Source organism: Nonomuraea sp. NPDC048892 (assembly GCF_040649735.1).
GTDB classification, from domain to species: domain Bacteria; phylum Actinomycetota; class Actinomycetes; order Streptosporangiales; family Streptosporangiaceae; genus Nonomuraea; species Nonomuraea maheshkhaliensis.
Genome location: NZ_JBEZFZ010000005.1, coordinates 631,440 through 647,164, shown reverse-complemented (window position 1 = coordinate 647,164; position 15,725 = coordinate 631,440). Strand labels below are relative to the sequence as shown.

General features: G+C 72.3%; 19 protein-coding genes. 15 read left to right on the top strand and 4 right to left on the bottom strand.

The features are described from left to right. Window positions 1-10 precede the first annotated feature (10 nt). The 3 genes from AB0C28_RS20290 to AB0C28_RS20280 all read left to right on the top strand — a co-directional run bounded on the left by AB0C28_RS20290 (window position 11) and on the right by AB0C28_RS20280 (window position 2,325). A complete protein-coding gene (locus AB0C28_RS20290) occupies window positions 11-865 on the top strand; it encodes an arylamine N-acetyltransferase (RefSeq protein ID WP_357846912.1) in 855 nt (284 codons plus the stop codon). Window positions 866-918: 53 nt separating this feature from the next. Next, a complete protein-coding gene (locus AB0C28_RS20285; protein WP_358076298.1) occupies window positions 919-2,010 on the top strand; it encodes a protein kinase in 1,092 nt (363 codons plus the stop codon). 123 nt (window positions 2,011-2,133) lie between these two features. Continuing rightward, window positions 2,134-2,325, top strand: coding sequence for a hypothetical protein (locus AB0C28_RS20280; protein ID WP_346110462.1), 192 nt, complete (start codon window positions 2,134-2,136; stop codon window positions 2,323-2,325). Between the two features lie 35 nt (window positions 2,326-2,360). Here the strand turns inward: AB0C28_RS20280 and AB0C28_RS20275 are convergent, their stop codons facing one another. Continuing rightward, window positions 2,361-2,672 carry a DUF3817 domain-containing protein gene (locus AB0C28_RS20275; RefSeq protein ID WP_357846917.1) on the bottom strand — a complete coding sequence of 104 codons (312 nt, stop codon included), beginning with the start codon at window positions 2,670-2,672 and terminating at the stop codon, window positions 2,361-2,363. A 2-nt stretch (window positions 2,673-2,674) separates the two neighbouring features. Further along, on the bottom strand, window positions 2,675-3,460 hold the full coding sequence (locus AB0C28_RS20270) for an SURF1 family protein (protein ID WP_357846918.1): 786 nt from the start codon (window positions 3,458-3,460) through the stop codon (window positions 2,675-2,677). A 105-nt stretch (window positions 3,461-3,565) separates the two neighbouring features. Between AB0C28_RS20270 and AB0C28_RS20265 the strand changes: the two genes are divergently transcribed. Both AB0C28_RS20265 and AB0C28_RS20260 read left to right on the top strand, forming a co-directional pair. Continuing rightward, window positions 3,566-3,739, top strand: coding sequence for a hypothetical protein (locus tag AB0C28_RS20265; RefSeq protein WP_346110465.1), 174 nt, complete (start codon window positions 3,566-3,568; stop codon window positions 3,737-3,739). Between the two features lie 174 nt (window positions 3,740-3,913). After that, window positions 3,914-5,368 (top strand): NAD(P)/FAD-dependent oxidoreductase, encoded by a 1,455-nt coding sequence (locus AB0C28_RS20260; protein ID WP_358076295.1) that lies wholly within the window; start codon window positions 3,914-3,916, stop codon window positions 5,366-5,368. Here AB0C28_RS20260 and AB0C28_RS20255 read toward each other — a convergent pair. Next, entirely contained in the window at window positions 5,358-7,103 is a 1,746-nt protein-coding gene (locus AB0C28_RS20255; RefSeq protein ID WP_358076292.1) for a gamma-glutamyltransferase family protein, read from the bottom strand. The two genes, AB0C28_RS20260 and AB0C28_RS20255, sit on opposite strands and share 11 nt — an antisense overlap. 95 nt (window positions 7,104-7,198) lie before the next feature. On the opposite strand from AB0C28_RS20255, the gene AB0C28_RS20250 reads away from it, so the two are divergent. Both AB0C28_RS20250 and AB0C28_RS20245 read left to right on the top strand, forming a co-directional pair. Next, on the top strand, window positions 7,199-8,311 hold the full coding sequence (locus AB0C28_RS20250; RefSeq protein WP_358076289.1) for a sensor histidine kinase: 1,113 nt from the start codon (window positions 7,199-7,201) through the stop codon (window positions 8,309-8,311). Continuing rightward, complete coding sequence (locus AB0C28_RS20245) at window positions 8,308-8,955, top strand: response regulator transcription factor (protein WP_357846927.1); 648 nt, start codon at window positions 8,308-8,310, stop codon at window positions 8,953-8,955. Before AB0C28_RS20250 ends, AB0C28_RS20245 begins: the two co-directional genes overlap by 4 nt. Window positions 8,956-9,079: 124 nt before the next feature. On the opposite strand, the gene AB0C28_RS20240 is transcribed toward AB0C28_RS20245, so the two are convergent. Next, window positions 9,080-10,555, bottom strand: coding sequence for an FAD-dependent monooxygenase (locus AB0C28_RS20240; protein WP_358076286.1), 1,476 nt, complete (start codon window positions 10,553-10,555; stop codon window positions 9,080-9,082). Between the two features lie 65 nt (window positions 10,556-10,620). On the opposite strand from AB0C28_RS20240, the gene AB0C28_RS20235 reads away from it, so the two are divergent. From AB0C28_RS20235 to AB0C28_RS20200, 8 genes are all read left to right on the top strand, one after another. After that, window positions 10,621-10,824 (top strand): hypothetical protein, encoded by a 204-nt coding sequence (locus tag AB0C28_RS20235; RefSeq protein WP_181307187.1) that lies wholly within the window; start codon window positions 10,621-10,623, stop codon window positions 10,822-10,824. 34 nt (window positions 10,825-10,858) lie between these two features. Next, window positions 10,859-11,290, top strand: a complete 432-nt coding sequence (locus AB0C28_RS20230) for a Clp protease N-terminal domain-containing protein (RefSeq protein ID WP_358076283.1) — start codon at window positions 10,859-10,861, stop codon at window positions 11,288-11,290. 46 nt (window positions 11,291-11,336) lie between these two features. Next, window positions 11,337-12,101, top strand: a complete 765-nt coding sequence (locus AB0C28_RS20225) for a class I SAM-dependent methyltransferase (RefSeq protein WP_357846933.1) — start codon at window positions 11,337-11,339, stop codon at window positions 12,099-12,101. Continuing rightward, entirely contained in the window at window positions 12,085-12,456 is a 372-nt protein-coding gene (locus tag AB0C28_RS20220) for a VOC family protein (protein ID WP_357846935.1), read from the top strand. The genes AB0C28_RS20225 and AB0C28_RS20220 overlap by 17 nt, the downstream gene beginning before the upstream one ends. 206 nt (window positions 12,457-12,662) lie before the next feature. Next, on the top strand, window positions 12,663-12,956 hold the full coding sequence (locus AB0C28_RS20215; RefSeq protein WP_358076280.1) for an SHOCT domain-containing protein: 294 nt from the start codon (window positions 12,663-12,665) through the stop codon (window positions 12,954-12,956). 162 nt (window positions 12,957-13,118) lie between these two features. Continuing rightward, window positions 13,119-13,319 carry a hypothetical protein gene (locus tag AB0C28_RS20210; protein WP_346110475.1) on the top strand — a complete coding sequence of 67 codons (201 nt, stop codon included), beginning with the start codon at window positions 13,119-13,121 and terminating at the stop codon, window positions 13,317-13,319. Next, window positions 13,316-14,227 (top strand): sulfite exporter TauE/SafE family protein, encoded by a 912-nt coding sequence (locus AB0C28_RS20205; RefSeq protein WP_358076489.1) that lies wholly within the window; start codon window positions 13,316-13,318, stop codon window positions 14,225-14,227. Before AB0C28_RS20210 ends, AB0C28_RS20205 begins: the two co-directional genes overlap by 4 nt. Before the next feature lie 53 nt (window positions 14,228-14,280). Further along, the gene (locus tag AB0C28_RS20200; RefSeq protein WP_357846939.1) at window positions 14,281-15,666 is read left to right on the top strand and encodes a tetratricopeptide repeat protein; all 1,386 of its coding nucleotides are present in this window, start codon (window positions 14,281-14,283) and stop codon (window positions 15,664-15,666) included. The last annotated feature ends 59 nt before the right edge of the window (window positions 15,667-15,725 follow it).

Below are 15,725 nucleotides of genomic sequence, written 5' to 3'. Positions count from 1 at the left end.
ACTTGGCGGCGTGAACACCGCCGGATACCTCCGCCGTCTCGGCCTGCCCGCGCTGCTCGGCGCTCCCGCGAGCGCGGAGGGGCTGCGCGCCCTGCACGCCGCCCACATCGAAAAGGTCTCCTACGAAGCGCTGGAGATCTGGCTCGGCCGGGCCACGACCGTCGATCCGCTGGAGTCGGCCGAGCGCATCCTGCGCGGCAGGGGCGGCTACTGCTACCACCTCAACGGCGCGTTCTCCGAGCTGCTCGCGGCCCTCGGCTACGAGGTGACCCGGCACGTGGGCGGCGTGCAGAACCGGGGCGGCGAGCCCGGCGTCACCGGCAACCACCTGGTGCTCACCGTGCGCGGGCTGCCGTCGGAGGCCAACCCTGGCGGCGCGTGGCTGGTGGACGTGGGGCTCGGCGACGCCCTGCACGAGCCGCTGCCGCTGGTCGCGGGCGGCTATCGGCAGGGCCCGTTCCGGTACGTGCTGCGCCCGTCGGAGGTGGCGCCCGGCGGCTGGCGGCTCGACCACGACCCGGGCGGCTCGTTCGAGGGCATGGACTTCACCCTCGAACCGGCGCGGATGTCGGCGTTCGCGGACATGCACCGCCACCTGACCACGTCGCCGGCCTCGGGTTTCGTGCGCGTGGCCACGGTGCAGCGGCGCGACGCCTACGGGGTGGACGTCCTGCGCGGGCTGCGGCTCAAGCGCCTCGGGAACGGCACGCAGTCGGTGACGCTGTGCACGTCGCGCGACTACTACGCGGCGCTGGCGGACGTGTTCCTGCTGCCGCTGGACGACGTGAGCGCCGAGGAGAAGGACGAGCTCTGGCGCAAGGTGCGCGCGGCCCACGAGAGCTGGTTGAAGAGCGGTTCGGATTGACGGCTCAGGGCCCATGGTCATGAGGCGGTCGCGGCGCTATCGTGCGACTCGGAATGGCTGATGAGACCAGGAAGCTGAACGGTCGCTACCGGCTGTTGAATCCCTTGGGGGCGGGATCCGTACGGCTGGCCTTCGACGAGACGGAACACCGCGACGTCGCGGTCAGGCGCCTGCGGGTGCCCCCTGAGCTGCGCGAGGCCGCGCTGCACGAGGCGCGCAGGGCGACCGCACTGCGGCACGCCTTCGTCGTGCGGGTGCTCGACGTGCTGGTCGAGGACGGCGAGCCGTGGCTGGTGATGGAGTTCGTCTCGGGGGCGTCGCTGGAGCAGACCGTCCGCTCGCGGCGTCCGTTGCCCGTCCCGCAGGCGGCCAGGATCGGCGTCTGCGTCCTGTCGGCGCTGACCGCGGCGCACGCGGCGGGGATCGTGCACGGCCGGGTCGATCCCGGCAACGTGCTGCTCACCACGACCGGCCGGGCGGTGCTCACCGGGTTCGGCTTTCCCAGCCTCAGCATGCTGCCCTCCGCGGACCTGTGGTCGCTGGCGGCCACGCTGCACTTCGCGGTCGAGGGCCGCCCGCCCGGCCAGGCGCCCACCGAGGCGGCCGACCCGTTCAGGTCGCTGGTCAGGGCGATGCTCCGGCCGTCGAAAGGCTCGTCGGGGAGCTCGGGGCCGCCGCCGGCGGAGGTGGTGCGCGAGACGCTGGAGCGGCTGGCGGTGGACCGGCCGCTGGACGCGGTGGTCAGGGCGTCGGGCCCGCTGCCGCCCGTCCAGGTGGCCGCGATCGGGCTGGCCGTGCTCGACCGGCTCGCCGACTGGGGCGGCTTCCACGGCGGGGTGCAGCCGGGGAACGTGCTCATCGACGTCTGGGGCCGGGCCCGGCTGACGCCGCTGCCGGGGCCGGGAACGCTCCCGGCGTACACGGCTCCCGAGCGCGCCGCCACCCAGGCCGCCGATCTGTGGTCGCTCGGGGCCACCCTCTTCACCGCCGTCGAGGGCGCCGCACCCGCGCCGGGCGCGCCGCTGCGGCGGGCTGGCCCGCTGGCTCCCGTGCTGTTCCGGCTCCTGTCGGGCAACCCGTTGGAACGTCCCACACTGGACGAACTCCGCCGCGACCTGCTCAGAATCGCCGCGGGAAGTGCTTGACCTCCGGCACAACAATTGCGATACATCGCGAACGGAACCTCAGCGACGGGTTCACACGTTGGACAGAGGACGCAGAATGTGGGAGAGGCGGGGCGCGCGCTCCGCGTTCGGAGGAAGTTGGGGATGTCGCCAGTTCAGAAGTACGCCATCGGCGCGGGCGTCGCGTTCTTGTTCTCGCTGTTCTTCTTGCCCGGTTGGGTCACCTTGCTGGTCGTCCTCGGCCTGGTCGCCGCCCCTGTGGTCGGCTACCTGATGCTCGATCCGTCGCAGCGCGAGCGGCTCAAGCGGGCCCGCAGGCGCGGCATCGGCCGCTGAGGCTCCGGCGGCGGGGGCCCGACAGGCGCATGCGGTCAGGCCTCCGCCGCGGCCAGCGTCGTCTGCACGCGCTGGGTCACCCTTCGCTCCACGTAGAAGGACAGGAACGGCACCGTGCCGCCGAGCATGACACCGAGCATGTACGGCCACGACCAGCGTGCCTTCATGCCCAGATTCATCACCGTGACCAGGTAGATCATGTAGAGCCCGCCGTGGATCGGGGCGATGATCTTCGACATAGCCGGCTGGTCGAAGCCGTAGCGCAGCACCATGCCGACGCAGAGCACGAGCAGCATGACGCCGACCACGTACGCGAGTGCCCGGAAGGGCTTCAGAGCCGATTCCACCGTTAACCTTCCAGAACCATCTCAGGGGACGACTTGCCGCGGTCCCGATCCGCGCGTACGGCGTCGCGGACGAAGTGGAACCACATGAAGACGGCGAATCCAGCGAAGATCCACCAGTTGGCGGCATAAGCCAGATTACGCCAGGTGAACGTGCCTCCGACCACCGGCGGGCTCGCCTGGACCTGCGTCAGCGAGCCGGAGGCCGGCTGCGCCACGACATAGCCGGTGCGCACCCGCTGCCCGCTCCACAGGTTGACCAGCTCGCCCGTGGACACGGTCTGCACCTGGCCGGCGGGCAGGCCCTCGGCGCGCCGCTGCACGCTGTCGGTGCCCTGCTGCGGCCGCAGCCGTCCGGTCACCGCGACCTTTCCCTGCGGCACGGCGGCCACGGCGGGGTCGTCGGCCTTGGCCGTCCAGCCGCGTACCACGGGCACGAGCGTGCCGTCGTCGAGCCGCAGCGGCGTGAGTACCCAGTAGCCCTCATCGCGCGAGATGTTGCCGCCGGGGGCGTCGGCATCGGGCTTGCGGTCGGCGACCAGGAGCTGACGATCGGCCTCGTAGACGCCCTGCGCGGTGACCTGGCGGCCGACCGCCTCGCCGGTCATCTGGGTGCCGACACCGGCGAGGGTGGCGACCGTGACAGGCGCGGGATCGGTGGCCGCCTGAGGCTTTCCCGAATCTTGGAAGACTCCGAGCTGCCAGCGCCCGAGCAGGATGAAGGCGATGAGGACCCCGATCGTGAGCAGGTGCAGCCCCAGGATGCGGGGTGAGAGCAGGGTCCTCAGCATGCCTTCAACGTATCCGCCGGGTGGGGCGGTCTGCCAATCAGGCCATGCCTACGGATCACACCAAAAGGCACAAACGGAACAGGCGATCACGCTAGGCTGCTGCCCATGTCTGACCAGCATATTGACCCGGCGGGCAACACTCAGGCCTTCCGCGCGTTCGCGAACGCGCGCGAGCAGGAGGCCGTTGCCAAGCCCAAGAAGTCACCCCTCATCCCCATCATCGCGGTCGTCGTCGCGGTCGTGATCGTCGGCGTAGCCGCCTTCCTGCTGCTCCAGTAGTCAGCCGACAGCATCACCCGCCGCGGAGGCCGTGGCGGGTTTTCGTCGTTCCCGGGCGTGGCGGGGTTCAGATCGTGACGGGTATCACTCTGGACCGGGACGGGCGGCGCTTCTTACATTGGATTCAGCGTCCAATAAGAGACGTCCGATAAGCGCCGACCTTCAGGAGGGCCCGTGGGCGAGCCAGGACTGGTGATCGTCGGCTCCGGCTTCGCCGGCATCTGCATGGCCGTCAAGCTCAAGGAGGCCGGCTACCACGACTTCGTCATCCTGGAGAAGGCCGCCGAGCTGGGCGGCACGTGGCGGGACAACACCTATCCCGGCTGCGCGTGCGATGTGCCGTCGCACATGTACTCGTACTCGTACGAGCTGAATCCGGACTGGTCGCGGATGTTCGCGCCGCGCGAGGAGATCCAGGACTACCTGCGCGCCTGCGCGGCCAAATACGGCATCACCCCGCACCTCCGCTTCGGCAAGGACGTCGTCGCGCTGGAGTACGACGACGGCCGGCGCGGCTGGACGGTCACCACGCAGGACGGCGAGGTCCTGCGCACCAACGCGGTCGTCTCGGGGGTAGGCGCCCTCCATATCCCGAAATTTCCGGAAATTGTGGGGCGCGAGTCCTTCACCGGCTCCGCCTTCCACTCCGCCGAATGGGACCACTCCGCCGACCTGACCGGCAAACGCGTCGCCGTCGTCGGCACCGGCGCCTCCGCCGTCCAGTTCGTCCCCCAGCTGGCCCCCGATGCCCGCCACCTGACCGTCTTCCAGCGCACGCCGCCCTGGATCCACCCCAAACCCGACTTCGCCTTCTCCCCCGCCGCCCGCCGCCTCCTGCGCCTGCCCGGCGCGGCCAGAACCCTGCGCGGCGGCATCTACTGGGCCCTGGAGAGCAGGGCGCTGGGCTTCGCCGTGGACCCGCGCCTGATGAAGGGCCACGAACGCCTCGCCCTGCGTCACCTCGAAGCCCAGGTGCCCGACCCCGTCCTGCGCCGCTCCCTCACCCCCGACTACGTGATCGGCTGCAAGCGCATCCTCGTCTCCAGCGACTACTATCCGGCCCTGACCAGGCCGAACGTCTCGCTGGTCACCGACGCGATCACCGAGATCCGGCCGCGTTCGATCGTGGACGCCGCCGGGGTGGAGCACGAGGCCGACGCGATCGTCTACGGCACCGGCTTCAAGGTGGTGGACGCGCTCACCGACCGGCACATCACCGGCAGGGACGGGCTGAGCGTCCAGGACGCGTGGAAGGGCGGCGTGGAGGCCTACCACGGCATCACGGCCGCCGGCTTCCCCAACCTGTTCTTCCTGCTCGGCCCCAACACCGGCCTCGGGCACACCTCGGTCGTGTTCATGATCGAGTCTCAGGTCAGGTACGTCATCGAGTGCCTGCGCCTGCTCTCCCGCACCGGGGCCAGAGCCCTGGACGTGCGGCCGCAGGCGCAGCGCCGCTACAACGACCGGCTGCGGGCCCGGCTCGACCCCCTGGTCTGGAGCGCGGGCGGCTGCCGGTCCTGGTACCTGGACGAGCACGGCGTGAACCGGACGCTCTGGCCGGGCTTCACCTTCGAGTACTGGGCGCGTACGCGGAGGGTGAAGCCCGGCGCCTACGAACTCATCTTCTAGGCGAGACCACCAGGGCGCTGCCGCCGCCGCGCCTGGACGGCTCGGCCACGGCCTGGATCCGGTCCCGGCTCAGGAACTCCAGCGCGGTGGCCGCGCCGATCTCCGGGTTGGGCGCGAACGTGTGCCCCTTGGCCTCCAGCTCCGCCTGGTGCGCGGCCAGGAACGCCGGCTCGGCCTGCGTCTGCGCGGTGTTGCGCTGCGTGGCGCGAGGCGCGGCCAGCGCTTCCGGCAGGTTCATCCCGAGCTCGTACCGGTTGACCAGGATCTGCAGCACGGTCGTGATGATGGTGGAGCCGCCGGGCGAGCCGGCCGCCAGCACCGGCCTGCCGTGCTGGAAGACCAGCGTCGGGGCCATCGACGAGCGCGGGCGCTTGCCGGGCGCCGGCAGGTTCGGGTCGCCGGGCGCCGGGCCGAAGGTGAAGTCGGTCAGCTCGTTGTTGAGCAGCACCCCGCGCCCCGGCACCACGATGCCGTTGCCGCCGGTGGACTCGATGGTCAGGTTGTAGGCGATCACGTTGCCCCAGCGGTCGGCGACCACCAGGTGGGTGGTCTCCGGGCCCTCCTGCGCGGGCGGGGCCGCCTCGCCGGTCGGCCGGTCGCAGCCCTCGTAGCGGCCGTCGGGGTTGCCCGCCGCGGCCGGGTGGGCCATGGCCGTGTCGCCGACCAGGCAGGCCCGCTCCTTGGCGAAGCCGTCGGACAGCAACTCCTTGAGCGGCACGCCGGGGATGTCGCCGACGTACTTGCCGCGGTCGGCGAAGGCCAGGCGGGACGCCTCCAGGTATTCGTGCAGACCGACCTGCGGCAGGGCCTCCAGGATGTTGAGCGCCTCGCTCACCGTGGAGCCGCCCGAGGAGGGCGGGGCCATGCCGTACACGTCCATGCCCTTGTAGGAGATCTTGGTCGGCTCGCGGAACAGCGCCTGGTAGGCGCGCAGGTCGGACAGCTCCATCAGGCCAGGGCGCACATTACGGGTGCTGCCCGGGGTGACCGGCGGCTTCTTGACCGTGGCCACGATCTCCTGACCGAGCCGGCCGCCGTACAACCATTCGGGGCCGCGCTTGCCGAGCTCGCGGTACGTGGCCGCCAGCTCCGGGTTCCTGAAGACCGACCCGACCGGCGGCGGGGCCCCGTTCGGCAGGTACAGCTTGGCCGTGGAGGTGATGTCCTTGAATCGGTCGGCGTTGGCGGCGGTCTGGTCGTGGAAGGTCTGGTCGACCACGAAGCCCTTGGAGGCCACCTCGATGGCCGGCTGGAGCGCCTGTTTGAGGGACATCGTCCCGAACCGGCGCAGGCCCAGGTCCCAGTTCGCGACCGTGCCAGGCACGCCCGCCGACAGGCCGCTGGTCACGCCCTCGTCGAACGGGATGCCCTCCAGCGTGGTGGCGGTCATGGCGCGCGGCGCGGTCTCGCGGCCGTCGATGGTGAAGACCTTTCGCTGCCTGGCGTCGTAGTAGACCATGAAGCCGCCACCGGCCAGGCCCGACGAGTACGGCTCCGTGACGCCGAGCACCGCGCCTGCGGCGACGGCGGCGTCCATGGCGTTGCCGCCCTTCCTGAGCACGGAGATGGCGGCCTTGCTGGCGTCGAGGTCGACGGTGGCGACCGCTCCGCCGTACCCCTCGGCCACCGGGACCTTCTGGGGCGGCGGCTGATGATGGGGCGGCCCGGCCAGCGCGACCTGCGCGGGCACGAGCGAGATGAGGACTGCTGCTGCGGGAATGAGCACACGGCGCATGATTCTCACCTTGGACCACATACCCCCATAGTGGTAGGGCCCCCTCAGACGTAGGGGTGATGCGCTGGTCGGAGGGGTGATCTAGCGTGGGTGAGGTGCGCAGGAAGTACGGTTTCGATCCTTATCTCGCCCTGATCGTGGCGGTCGCCCAGATGGTGATCGGCAGGGGCGCCAGCTGGGGGCAGCGCACGTTCCGTGAGCCGCTCGAAGGCCCGTACCCGCACCTCCTGCTGCTGGTCGGCCCGATCGCGCTGCTCGTGCACCGCCGCTTCCCGCTGCTCACCACCGCCGCCGCGCTCGCCGCGTGCGACCTGTTCCTGATCGGCGGGTACGCCTACGGCCCCAGCTTCATCAGCCCTGCGGTCATGCTGTTCCTGCTGGTCACGCGGGGCAAGCGGTGGATGGCCTGGTTCATGGCGCTGATGACGTTGCTGTCGTTCCTGTCCTACGCCTGGCTGGTGGGCCGCCCCGACCTCTTCCACAGCGTGTGGGTCCTGACCGCGATCATGCTGCTGATGGTGGTGGGCGAGCTGGTCAGGATCGTCCGCGAGCGGCGCATGGAGCAGGAGCGGATCGCCGAGGAGGAGGCCAGGCGGCAGGCCAGCGAGGAACGCCTGACCATGGCCCAAGAGCTGCACGACGTACTCGCGCACAACATCTCGCTCATCCACGTTCAGGCCTCCACCGCGCTCCACCTCATCGACGCCAACCCCGAGCAGGCCAGGACCGCGCTGGCCACGATCAAGACGGCCTCCAAGGAGGTGCTCGGCGAGATGCGCTCGGTGCTGAACGTGCTGCGCGAAGGCGCCCCGCGCTCCCCGACCGCCGGCCTCGACCGGCTCGACGAGCTGATCGAGCGTTCCGGGCTCCGGGTGTCGCTCAAACGTGTGGGCTCCCGGCCGCTGCCGCCGCAGGTGGAACGGGCGGCGTACCGGATCGTGCAGGAGTCGCTCACCAACGCCGCTCGCTACGCGCCCGGCTCCGAGGTCGGCGTGCGCCTGGAGTACGGCGAGCGCGAGCTGGTCGTCCAGGTCTCCGACACGGGCGCCACCACCCCCGCCGTCCTGGCCGAGGCCGGCAGCGGCAACGGCATCCCCGGCATGCGCGAGCGGGCCTCCGCGCTTGGCGGCACGCTGGTCGCCGGGCCTTCCGGCGGCGGCTTCCAGGTCGAGGCCCGGCTGCCACTACCCGACGAGGAGACCTCATGATCAATGTTCTGCTGGCGGACGACCAGGCGCTGGTCCGGGCCGGGTTCAAGGCGCTGCTCGACGCCCAGCCGGACATGACCGTGGTGGCCGAGGCCTCCGACGGCGCGGAGGCCGTCCGGCTGGCGGGCGAGCACCATCCTGACGTCGTGCTCATGGACATCCGCATGCCGGGCACCGACGGCCTGACCGCCACCCGGCAGATGCCGCCGGGGCCGCACATCATCATTTTGACCACGTTCGAGCTGGACGAGTACGTCTTCGAGGCGCTGCGCGGCGGCGCCAGCGGTTTCCTGGTCAAGGACACCGAGCCGGCGGAGCTGATCCAGGCGGTGCGGGTGGTGGCGGCCGGTGAGGCGCTGCTGTCGCCCAGCGTGACCCGCCGGCTGATCGCCGAGTACGCCTCCCGCGCCAAGGAGCCGGTCGCCGCCGACGGCCTCGACCAGCTCACCGAACGCGAGCGCGAGGTGCTGGCCCTGGTCGGCACCGGGATGACGAACGACGAGATCGCGGCCAAGCTGTTCATGTCGCCGGCCACGGCGAAGACGCACGTGAGCCGGGCCATGATGAAACTGCACGCCCGCGACCGGGCCCAGCTCGTCGTCATCGCCTACGAGTCGGGCCTGGTCAAACCCGGCTGGCTGTGACCGCCGGGAATCGTGGGGTGGCGGGCCACCACCTGGCGGCCGAGCAGGGCCGGACGGCCGGGCAGGGCCGGACGGCCGGGCAGGGCCGGACGGCCGGGCGGGGGCCGTCGGCCGGACGGGGCCGCTATGGGAGCGTGGCGAGGCCGAACCAGTCGCGGGCGGCCTCCTCGACGCCGTCCGCCCCCGCCCAGGCCACGTAGCCGTCGGGGCGGATCAGCAGCGTGTCGGCGGGCGGGTCGTCGCAACGGGCCCTGACCACGTCGATCCAGTCGTCGCCCAGCAGCGCCTCGGAGCCGGAGCCACCGCCCAGGTCGAGCAGCACGGGACGGGCGGCGCGCATCAGCTCGGCCACCCGGGCGCCTCCCTCCAGCGCCAGATCGGGCACGAACCGCCCGACGACCTCCCCGCCGTCCTTCGACCCGCCGCGCCCGCCGTCGTTCGACGCGCCTGGCGATCCGTACCGGACGCCCGAGTCGTGCAGCAGCGTGGCGAGGTGGCGGGCGGGCTCGGCGAAAGCGAACACCTCGCCGAGCAGCTCGCGCAGCGCCTCGCCGTCCTCGCCCTCGACCCGGTCGATCGCGGACTGTGCCCGGCTGTGCATGAGCGTGCGCTCGCCGATCGCCCTGCGCTCCACCTCGTACGTGTCCAGCAACGACTCCCGCACCCGCCCGCGCAGCACGGCGGCCAGCTTCCAGCCGAGGTTGACCGCGTCCGTCATGCCGACGTTGAGCGCCGAACCGCCCGCCGGGAACAGGTGGGCGGCGTCCCCCGCCAGGAACACCCGCCCGGCCCGGTACCGCTCGGCCAGCCGCCCCTGCGCGACCGTGCTCGACATCCAGATGGGCTCGCCCAGCGGCACGTCCACGCCCAGCACGTCGCGGACGGCCGCGCGGAAGTCCGCCAGGCTGACCTCCTCATCGGTGTGCCCGCCAGGCGCCCGTACGCCGGCGATGAGCACGCCGTCCTGCAGCGAGGTGAGCAGCACGCGCCCGTTCGGGCGGCGGTTCCAGCCCGGTTCGAGCCCTTCGCCCTCCAGCGACTCGAAGACCTTGATGTCGGCCTTGAAGTGGCCGAACAGCAGCCCTTCCGTCTCGGTGGTGCCGGGGAAGCCGATCCCGGCCCGCTCGCGGACGACGCTGCGCGCCCCGTCGCAGCCGACCACGTACCGGGCCCTGATCGGCCCGTCCCCGGCGCCGAGCGTCACCCCCTCCTCGTCCTGGGCGAGGTCGCGTACCTCGCAGCCTCTCCTGATCTCGACGCCGAGCTCCCGCGCCCGGTCGGCCAGCAGCCGCTCCAGCCGGGGCTGCTGGATCAGCAGCAGCCGCAGCGGGATGTCGTCGATCCCGTCGAACCGCAGCGGCACCGCCCCGAACGGGAATCCGGGGGCCCGGCCCGAGAACGGGCTGCCCGCGCTGAAGCGATCGAGCAGCCCTCTGTGGTCGAGTAACTCGACGATCTGCCCGCCGAGCCCGTTGGCCTTGGGCAGCTCGCTCGCCTCGGCCCTCTTCTCCAGCACGATCGGGCGGGCTCCGGCCAGGCTCAGCTCGCACGCGAGCATCAGCCCGACGGGTCCCGCCCCCACGATCAGCACATCTTCCATGCCTGTCAGGCTAGATTGACACATCCAGGCTGTCAAGCTAGCCTGACAAGCGTGGACGTAACAGCGTGGACGTAACAGAGCTGTCCGAGCGGATCAGGGCCAACGACCCGGCGATGGGCCTGCGGGCGGTCGGCGCGCTGCACCGGCTGGCCGAGCAGGTCGAGGCCGTCTCCGTGGCCGTGGCCAGGGAGCAGGGCTGGACCTGGGAGCAGATCGGCGACGCGCTCGGCATGTCACGGCAGTCGGTGCACGCCAAATACGGCAAGTGAGGGGATGACGATGTTCGGCAAAGAGAAAAGCCCCGTGTCGGTGATCATCAAGGGCGCGCTGAAGGAGGCCGAGCAGCGCGGCGACCGCCGGATGGGCACCGAGCACCTGCTGCTCGGCCTGCTCCATCACGAGGAGTCCGCCCGCGCGCTGGGCGTCGACCTGGCCGCCGGCCGCGCGGCGCTCGTCGAGCTCGACCGGGCCTCGCTGCGCATGCTCGGCCTGGAGGTGGGCGATCTGCCCGAGCGGCCGCGCAAACATCCGCGCGTCCCCGGCACCGCGCTCACGTCGAGCGCCCGCGCCGTGCTCAACGAGGCCATCAGGGCCACCACGATGAAGACGAGAGACGCGCAGGCGCCGCGCCACCTGGTGCTCGGGCTGCTGGAGCAGAAGCGGCCCGACCCGGCCGCGCAGCTCATCGACCAGCTCGGGATCGACCGGGCGGCCGTACGCAGCCGTATCGCTTGACGAAATTTGGTTGATCGGCGGGCCCGGCCGTTGAGAGGGTCGAGGGATGCGGCGCACGTACGAGGACCTCGTCCAGGAGGCCGACAGCGTATCCGTGGACGGCTGGGACTTCTCCTGGCTCGACGGGCGGGCCAGCGAGGAGCGTCCCTCCTGGGGCTACGCCCGGCTGATCGGCGAGCGCATGGCGGGGGCCAGGGCCGCGCTCGACGTCCAGACCGGCGGCGGCGAGATCCTGGCCGGGCTGCCCTCCCTGCCGCCGGTGACCGTGGCCACCGAGGGCTGGCCGCCCAACCTCAAGCTGGCCGCCTCCCGGCTGCGCCCGCGCGGCGCCTGGGTGGTCGCGAGCGACGAGGACGCCCGCCTGCCGTTCGCCGCCGGCACCTTCGACCTGGTGACCAGCCGCCATCCGGTGAAGACCTGGTGGGAGGAGATCGCCCGCGTGCTGGAGCCCGGCGGCACCTACCTGTCCCAGCAGGTCGGGCCACGCAGCGTGGCCGAGCTGTACGAATACTTCCTCGGGCCCCAGGGCGCGGGCCAGCGGCAGCCCGACGACGCCGTGATCGAGGCCGAGTCCGCCGGCCTTGAGGTCGTCGACCTGCGCTACGAGCGGCTGCGGATGGAGTTCCGCGACATCGGGGCGGTGATCTACTTCCTGCGGAAGGTGATCTGGACCGTGCCCGGGTTCTCGGTCGAGCGCTACGCCGATCGGCTGCGCGAGCTGCACGAGCTGATCGAGGCGGAAGGGCCGTTCGTGGCCCACTCCGCCCGGTTCCTCATCGAGGCGAGGAGGCCCGATGGCCAGGCTGCATGACGTGGTGGTCGACTGCCGGCATCCCGCCTCGCTGGCCCGGTTCTGGGCCGAGGCGCTCGACGGCTACGCGGTGGCGCCGTACGACGAGGCGGAGCTGGAGCGGCTGCGCAGTGAGGGCATCGACGACCCTGAGGACGACCCGACCGTGCTGGTCGAGGGCGGGTCGCCGCGGCTGTGGTTCCAGCGGGTGCCCGAACGCAAGATCGTCAAGAACCGGCTCCACCTCGACCTGCGCGCCGACGACGTGGACGCGGAGCTCGACCGGCTGATCGGGCTCGGGGCCGTGCTGCTGGAGACCCACGACGACTGGGTCGTCCTGGCCGACCCCGAGGGCAACGAGTTCTGTGTGGCCTGATCTGCGGGGCCTGAGTTGTCCCGCTCCTCCGGCATGAGGCCACCCCCGTCCTGAGGACGAGGAGCCACGCCGCCCCGCTACCGCCGCCGTCGTACGCGCGGCTCGGCCGAACACTCCCATGGGCGCAGCCGCGACAGCGCCCGTGGTGCGATTCGCTGCGCCTCCTTCCGGCGGACCCTTGAGGTACACGTCAAGGAGGAGGAGACATGAACACGATCGCCCTGCTGGTTCCGCACTGGGGTCCCGGCGTCGGCTTCTCGCCGATCTTCCCGGCAGTCTGGGGCCTGTTCTGGATCGCCGTCATCGCGCTGGCCGTCACGGGGTGGCGCAAGGGCTGGTGGGGGCCGCGCCGCGGACCCGCCGCACACACCCCGGGCGGGCCGACCGGCGCTCCCACCGCGTCGGCCGAGCAGATCCTGGCCGAACGGTACGCCCGTGGCGAGATGAGCGACGACGAGTACTTCGAGAAGATGTCCGTGCTGAGGGGCGGCGCCGCCTGACGCTGAGGGCGCGGTGCCGCGAAACGCTGAGGACGGCGCCGCCTGACGCTGATGGCGGTGCGGCATAAACGTCACCTTGAGTGCGACAACTGTCACTGGTCGTACTTATGAGGCCGCGTTACGTTCCGGGTGAGGGCTTCAAGGAAGAAGTGGGGACGACAGATGCGGTCCATCACCAAGTTCTGCGGCCAGTGCAGCTGCGGTTGCCCGGAGCTGTTCGTCGACGCCACGGCGCCCGGCGAGCGCCAGGTGATCATCGTGGACGACTTCGGTCAGCGCGTTGAAATGAGCCACGACCAGTTCGGCTCCATCGTGGAGGCCGCCAAGAGCGGGGCTCTGGACAGCCTGGCGCTCGTCCACTGAGCGGCCAGGCCGTCACACTGCTGGCGGGCGGGGTCGTCGCCGGCCTCGTCGCCGGCGCGGCCACGTGCACCGCCACGCAGGGCGGGCTCCTCATGGGGCTGGCCGACGGCCGTCATGGGCGGGACCGGGCGCTGGTGGGCTGGTTCCTGGCGGGGCGGCTGGTCTCGTACACGCTGGCGGGGGCGCTGCTCGGGCTGCTCGGCTCGGCCGTCAGCCTGCCGCCCCAGGCCCGGGCGGCGCTGCTCGTCGCGGCGGGCGTCACGGTCGCCGGCTTCGCCGTCAGGCTGCTGCGGCGCGGCCACGGCGCCTGCGCCGCACCGGAACCGGCGGCTCCGTCCCGCCGCTACAAGGCGCCCCTGCTGGGTGCGGCCACCGTCCTGGTGCCCTGCGGGGTGACGCTCAGCGTGGAGATGCTGGCCGTCTCCAGCGGCTCACCGCTGGCCGGGGCGGCGGCCATGGCGGGGTTCGTGGCCGGCACCGCGCCGGCGTTCGCGCTGCTCGGCTACGTGTTGCGGCGTGTCTCGCGGACCCGGCTGGCCCGGCTGGCCGGGGTCGTGGCACTCGCCGCCGGCCTCTGGACGGCCGGAAGCGGGATCAGCCTGGGCGGCTGGGCGGCCACCGCCGCCGTCCCCACTCCCTCCATCACCACGGGGGGACCGGGCGCCGTGCGGTCGGTGACCGTGTGGGCCACGCGGGAGGGCTACCGTCCGGCCATGGTGGAGGCGCGGGCGGGCGAGCCCGTCGACGTGGTCTTCAAGCTGCTCGACCGCGGCTGCACCGGCACCGTCGTGATCGGCGGGCGCGACGTCGCCGTCCCCGCCACCGTACGACTGCCGCCCCAGCCACCCGGCCTGCTGCGGTACGTATGCGGAATGGGGATGTACACGGGCTTCATCAACTTCTCCTAGCGCCTTCGGCGATTACGGTTCGCGATCGGGCGATCACGTGCCACGCTGTCGCCATGTCCTGGCAAGGAGAGGCGGCGGTGCCGGCCGTACCGGCGCCGCGCGCGGGAGACGAACCCGAGCTGCTGGCCGCGGCGCAGGCCGGCGACGCGCAGGCGGCGCACCGGCTCGGCCGGCTCTACGCCCAGCACGGCGACCGCGTGGCCGCCCGGCTGTGGTGGGAGCGGGCCGCCGCGGGCGGCAGCGTCGACAGCGCCTACAACCTGGGCATCTGGCACGAGATGCACGGCAGCCTGGAGGACGCCGTCACCTGGTACGAGGCCGCGGCCAGCACCGGCGACGCCGAGGCCGCGACGAACCTGGCCACGCTCCTGCTGGAGCAGCGCGGCGACGCCGGTGCGGCCAGGGTCTGGTACGAGAGCGCGGCCGAGGCCGGCTCAAGGACGGCCGCCCGCAGGCTGGCGCTGATGTGCGAGGAGACGGGCGAGCTGGGCCTGGCCCGCGAGTGGCACCGCAGGGCGGCCATCGACGGCGACGCGGCCTCCGCCCACGACCTGGGCTTCCTGGCCTACTGCGCGGGCGAGGAGGCCGAGACCGTGCACTGGTGGGAGTGCGCGGCCAGGGGCGGGCACGCCGAGTCGGCCTACTGCCTGGGCCTCTACCTGCACGCCTGCCGCGACCCCGAGGGGGCCGAGGCGTACTACCGGCTGGCGGCCAGGAGCGAGCATCCGGGCGCGGCCTCGCGGCTCGGCGGGATCGCGCTGACGCGGGGCGACCTGCGTACCGCGCGGGGCTGGTTCGAGCAGGCGGCCGGAGCGGGGCGGGCGGAGGACCAGCGGATGGCCGGGTTCGTCTGCGTGGAGCTGGGCGACACGGCGGCGGCCAGCCACTGGTTCGGCCGCGCGGCGGCCGGCGGGGACGCCGAGGCGGCCTTCAACTACGGCCTGCTGCTCATCGCCGAGTTCGGCGACCTGGCGGGCGGCCGGCACTGGTTCCGGCAGGCGGCCCGGGCGGGGCACCACGGGGCCGCGGTCGAGCTGGGCGGGCTGCTGACGGTGGCCGGTGAGCACGGCGAGGCGCAGGAGTGGCTGTCGGACCCGCCGCCGCCCTCCTGGGACCGTCCGGCCGAACCGGAGCTGACCGCCAGGGCGGAGCTGGCCGCGGCCGCCACCGCCCGAGGGGGCGGCGTCCCGCTGGTCGCGGCGGAGCTCGCCGAGGTACTCAGCACCTGGGACATCGTGACCAGGCCGCTGCACGACCTGTCCGACGTGCTGGCGTGGCTGGCCGAGCGGAGCGGGGTGCACGAGAGCGCGGTCGAGCACCTGGCGTCCGTACGCGGCACACTGGTGCGACCGGGCAGCGCGCCGTGGCCGAGCCCCGGCGAGCTGCAACACGTCCTGACCACCGCCCGCGACCTGCGCCGCCGGCTGGGCCTGCACTAGACGCCTGGACCGGCACTGAACGGCAGGTGACGGCCGGGCCTGCACCGGAGACGGGCAGG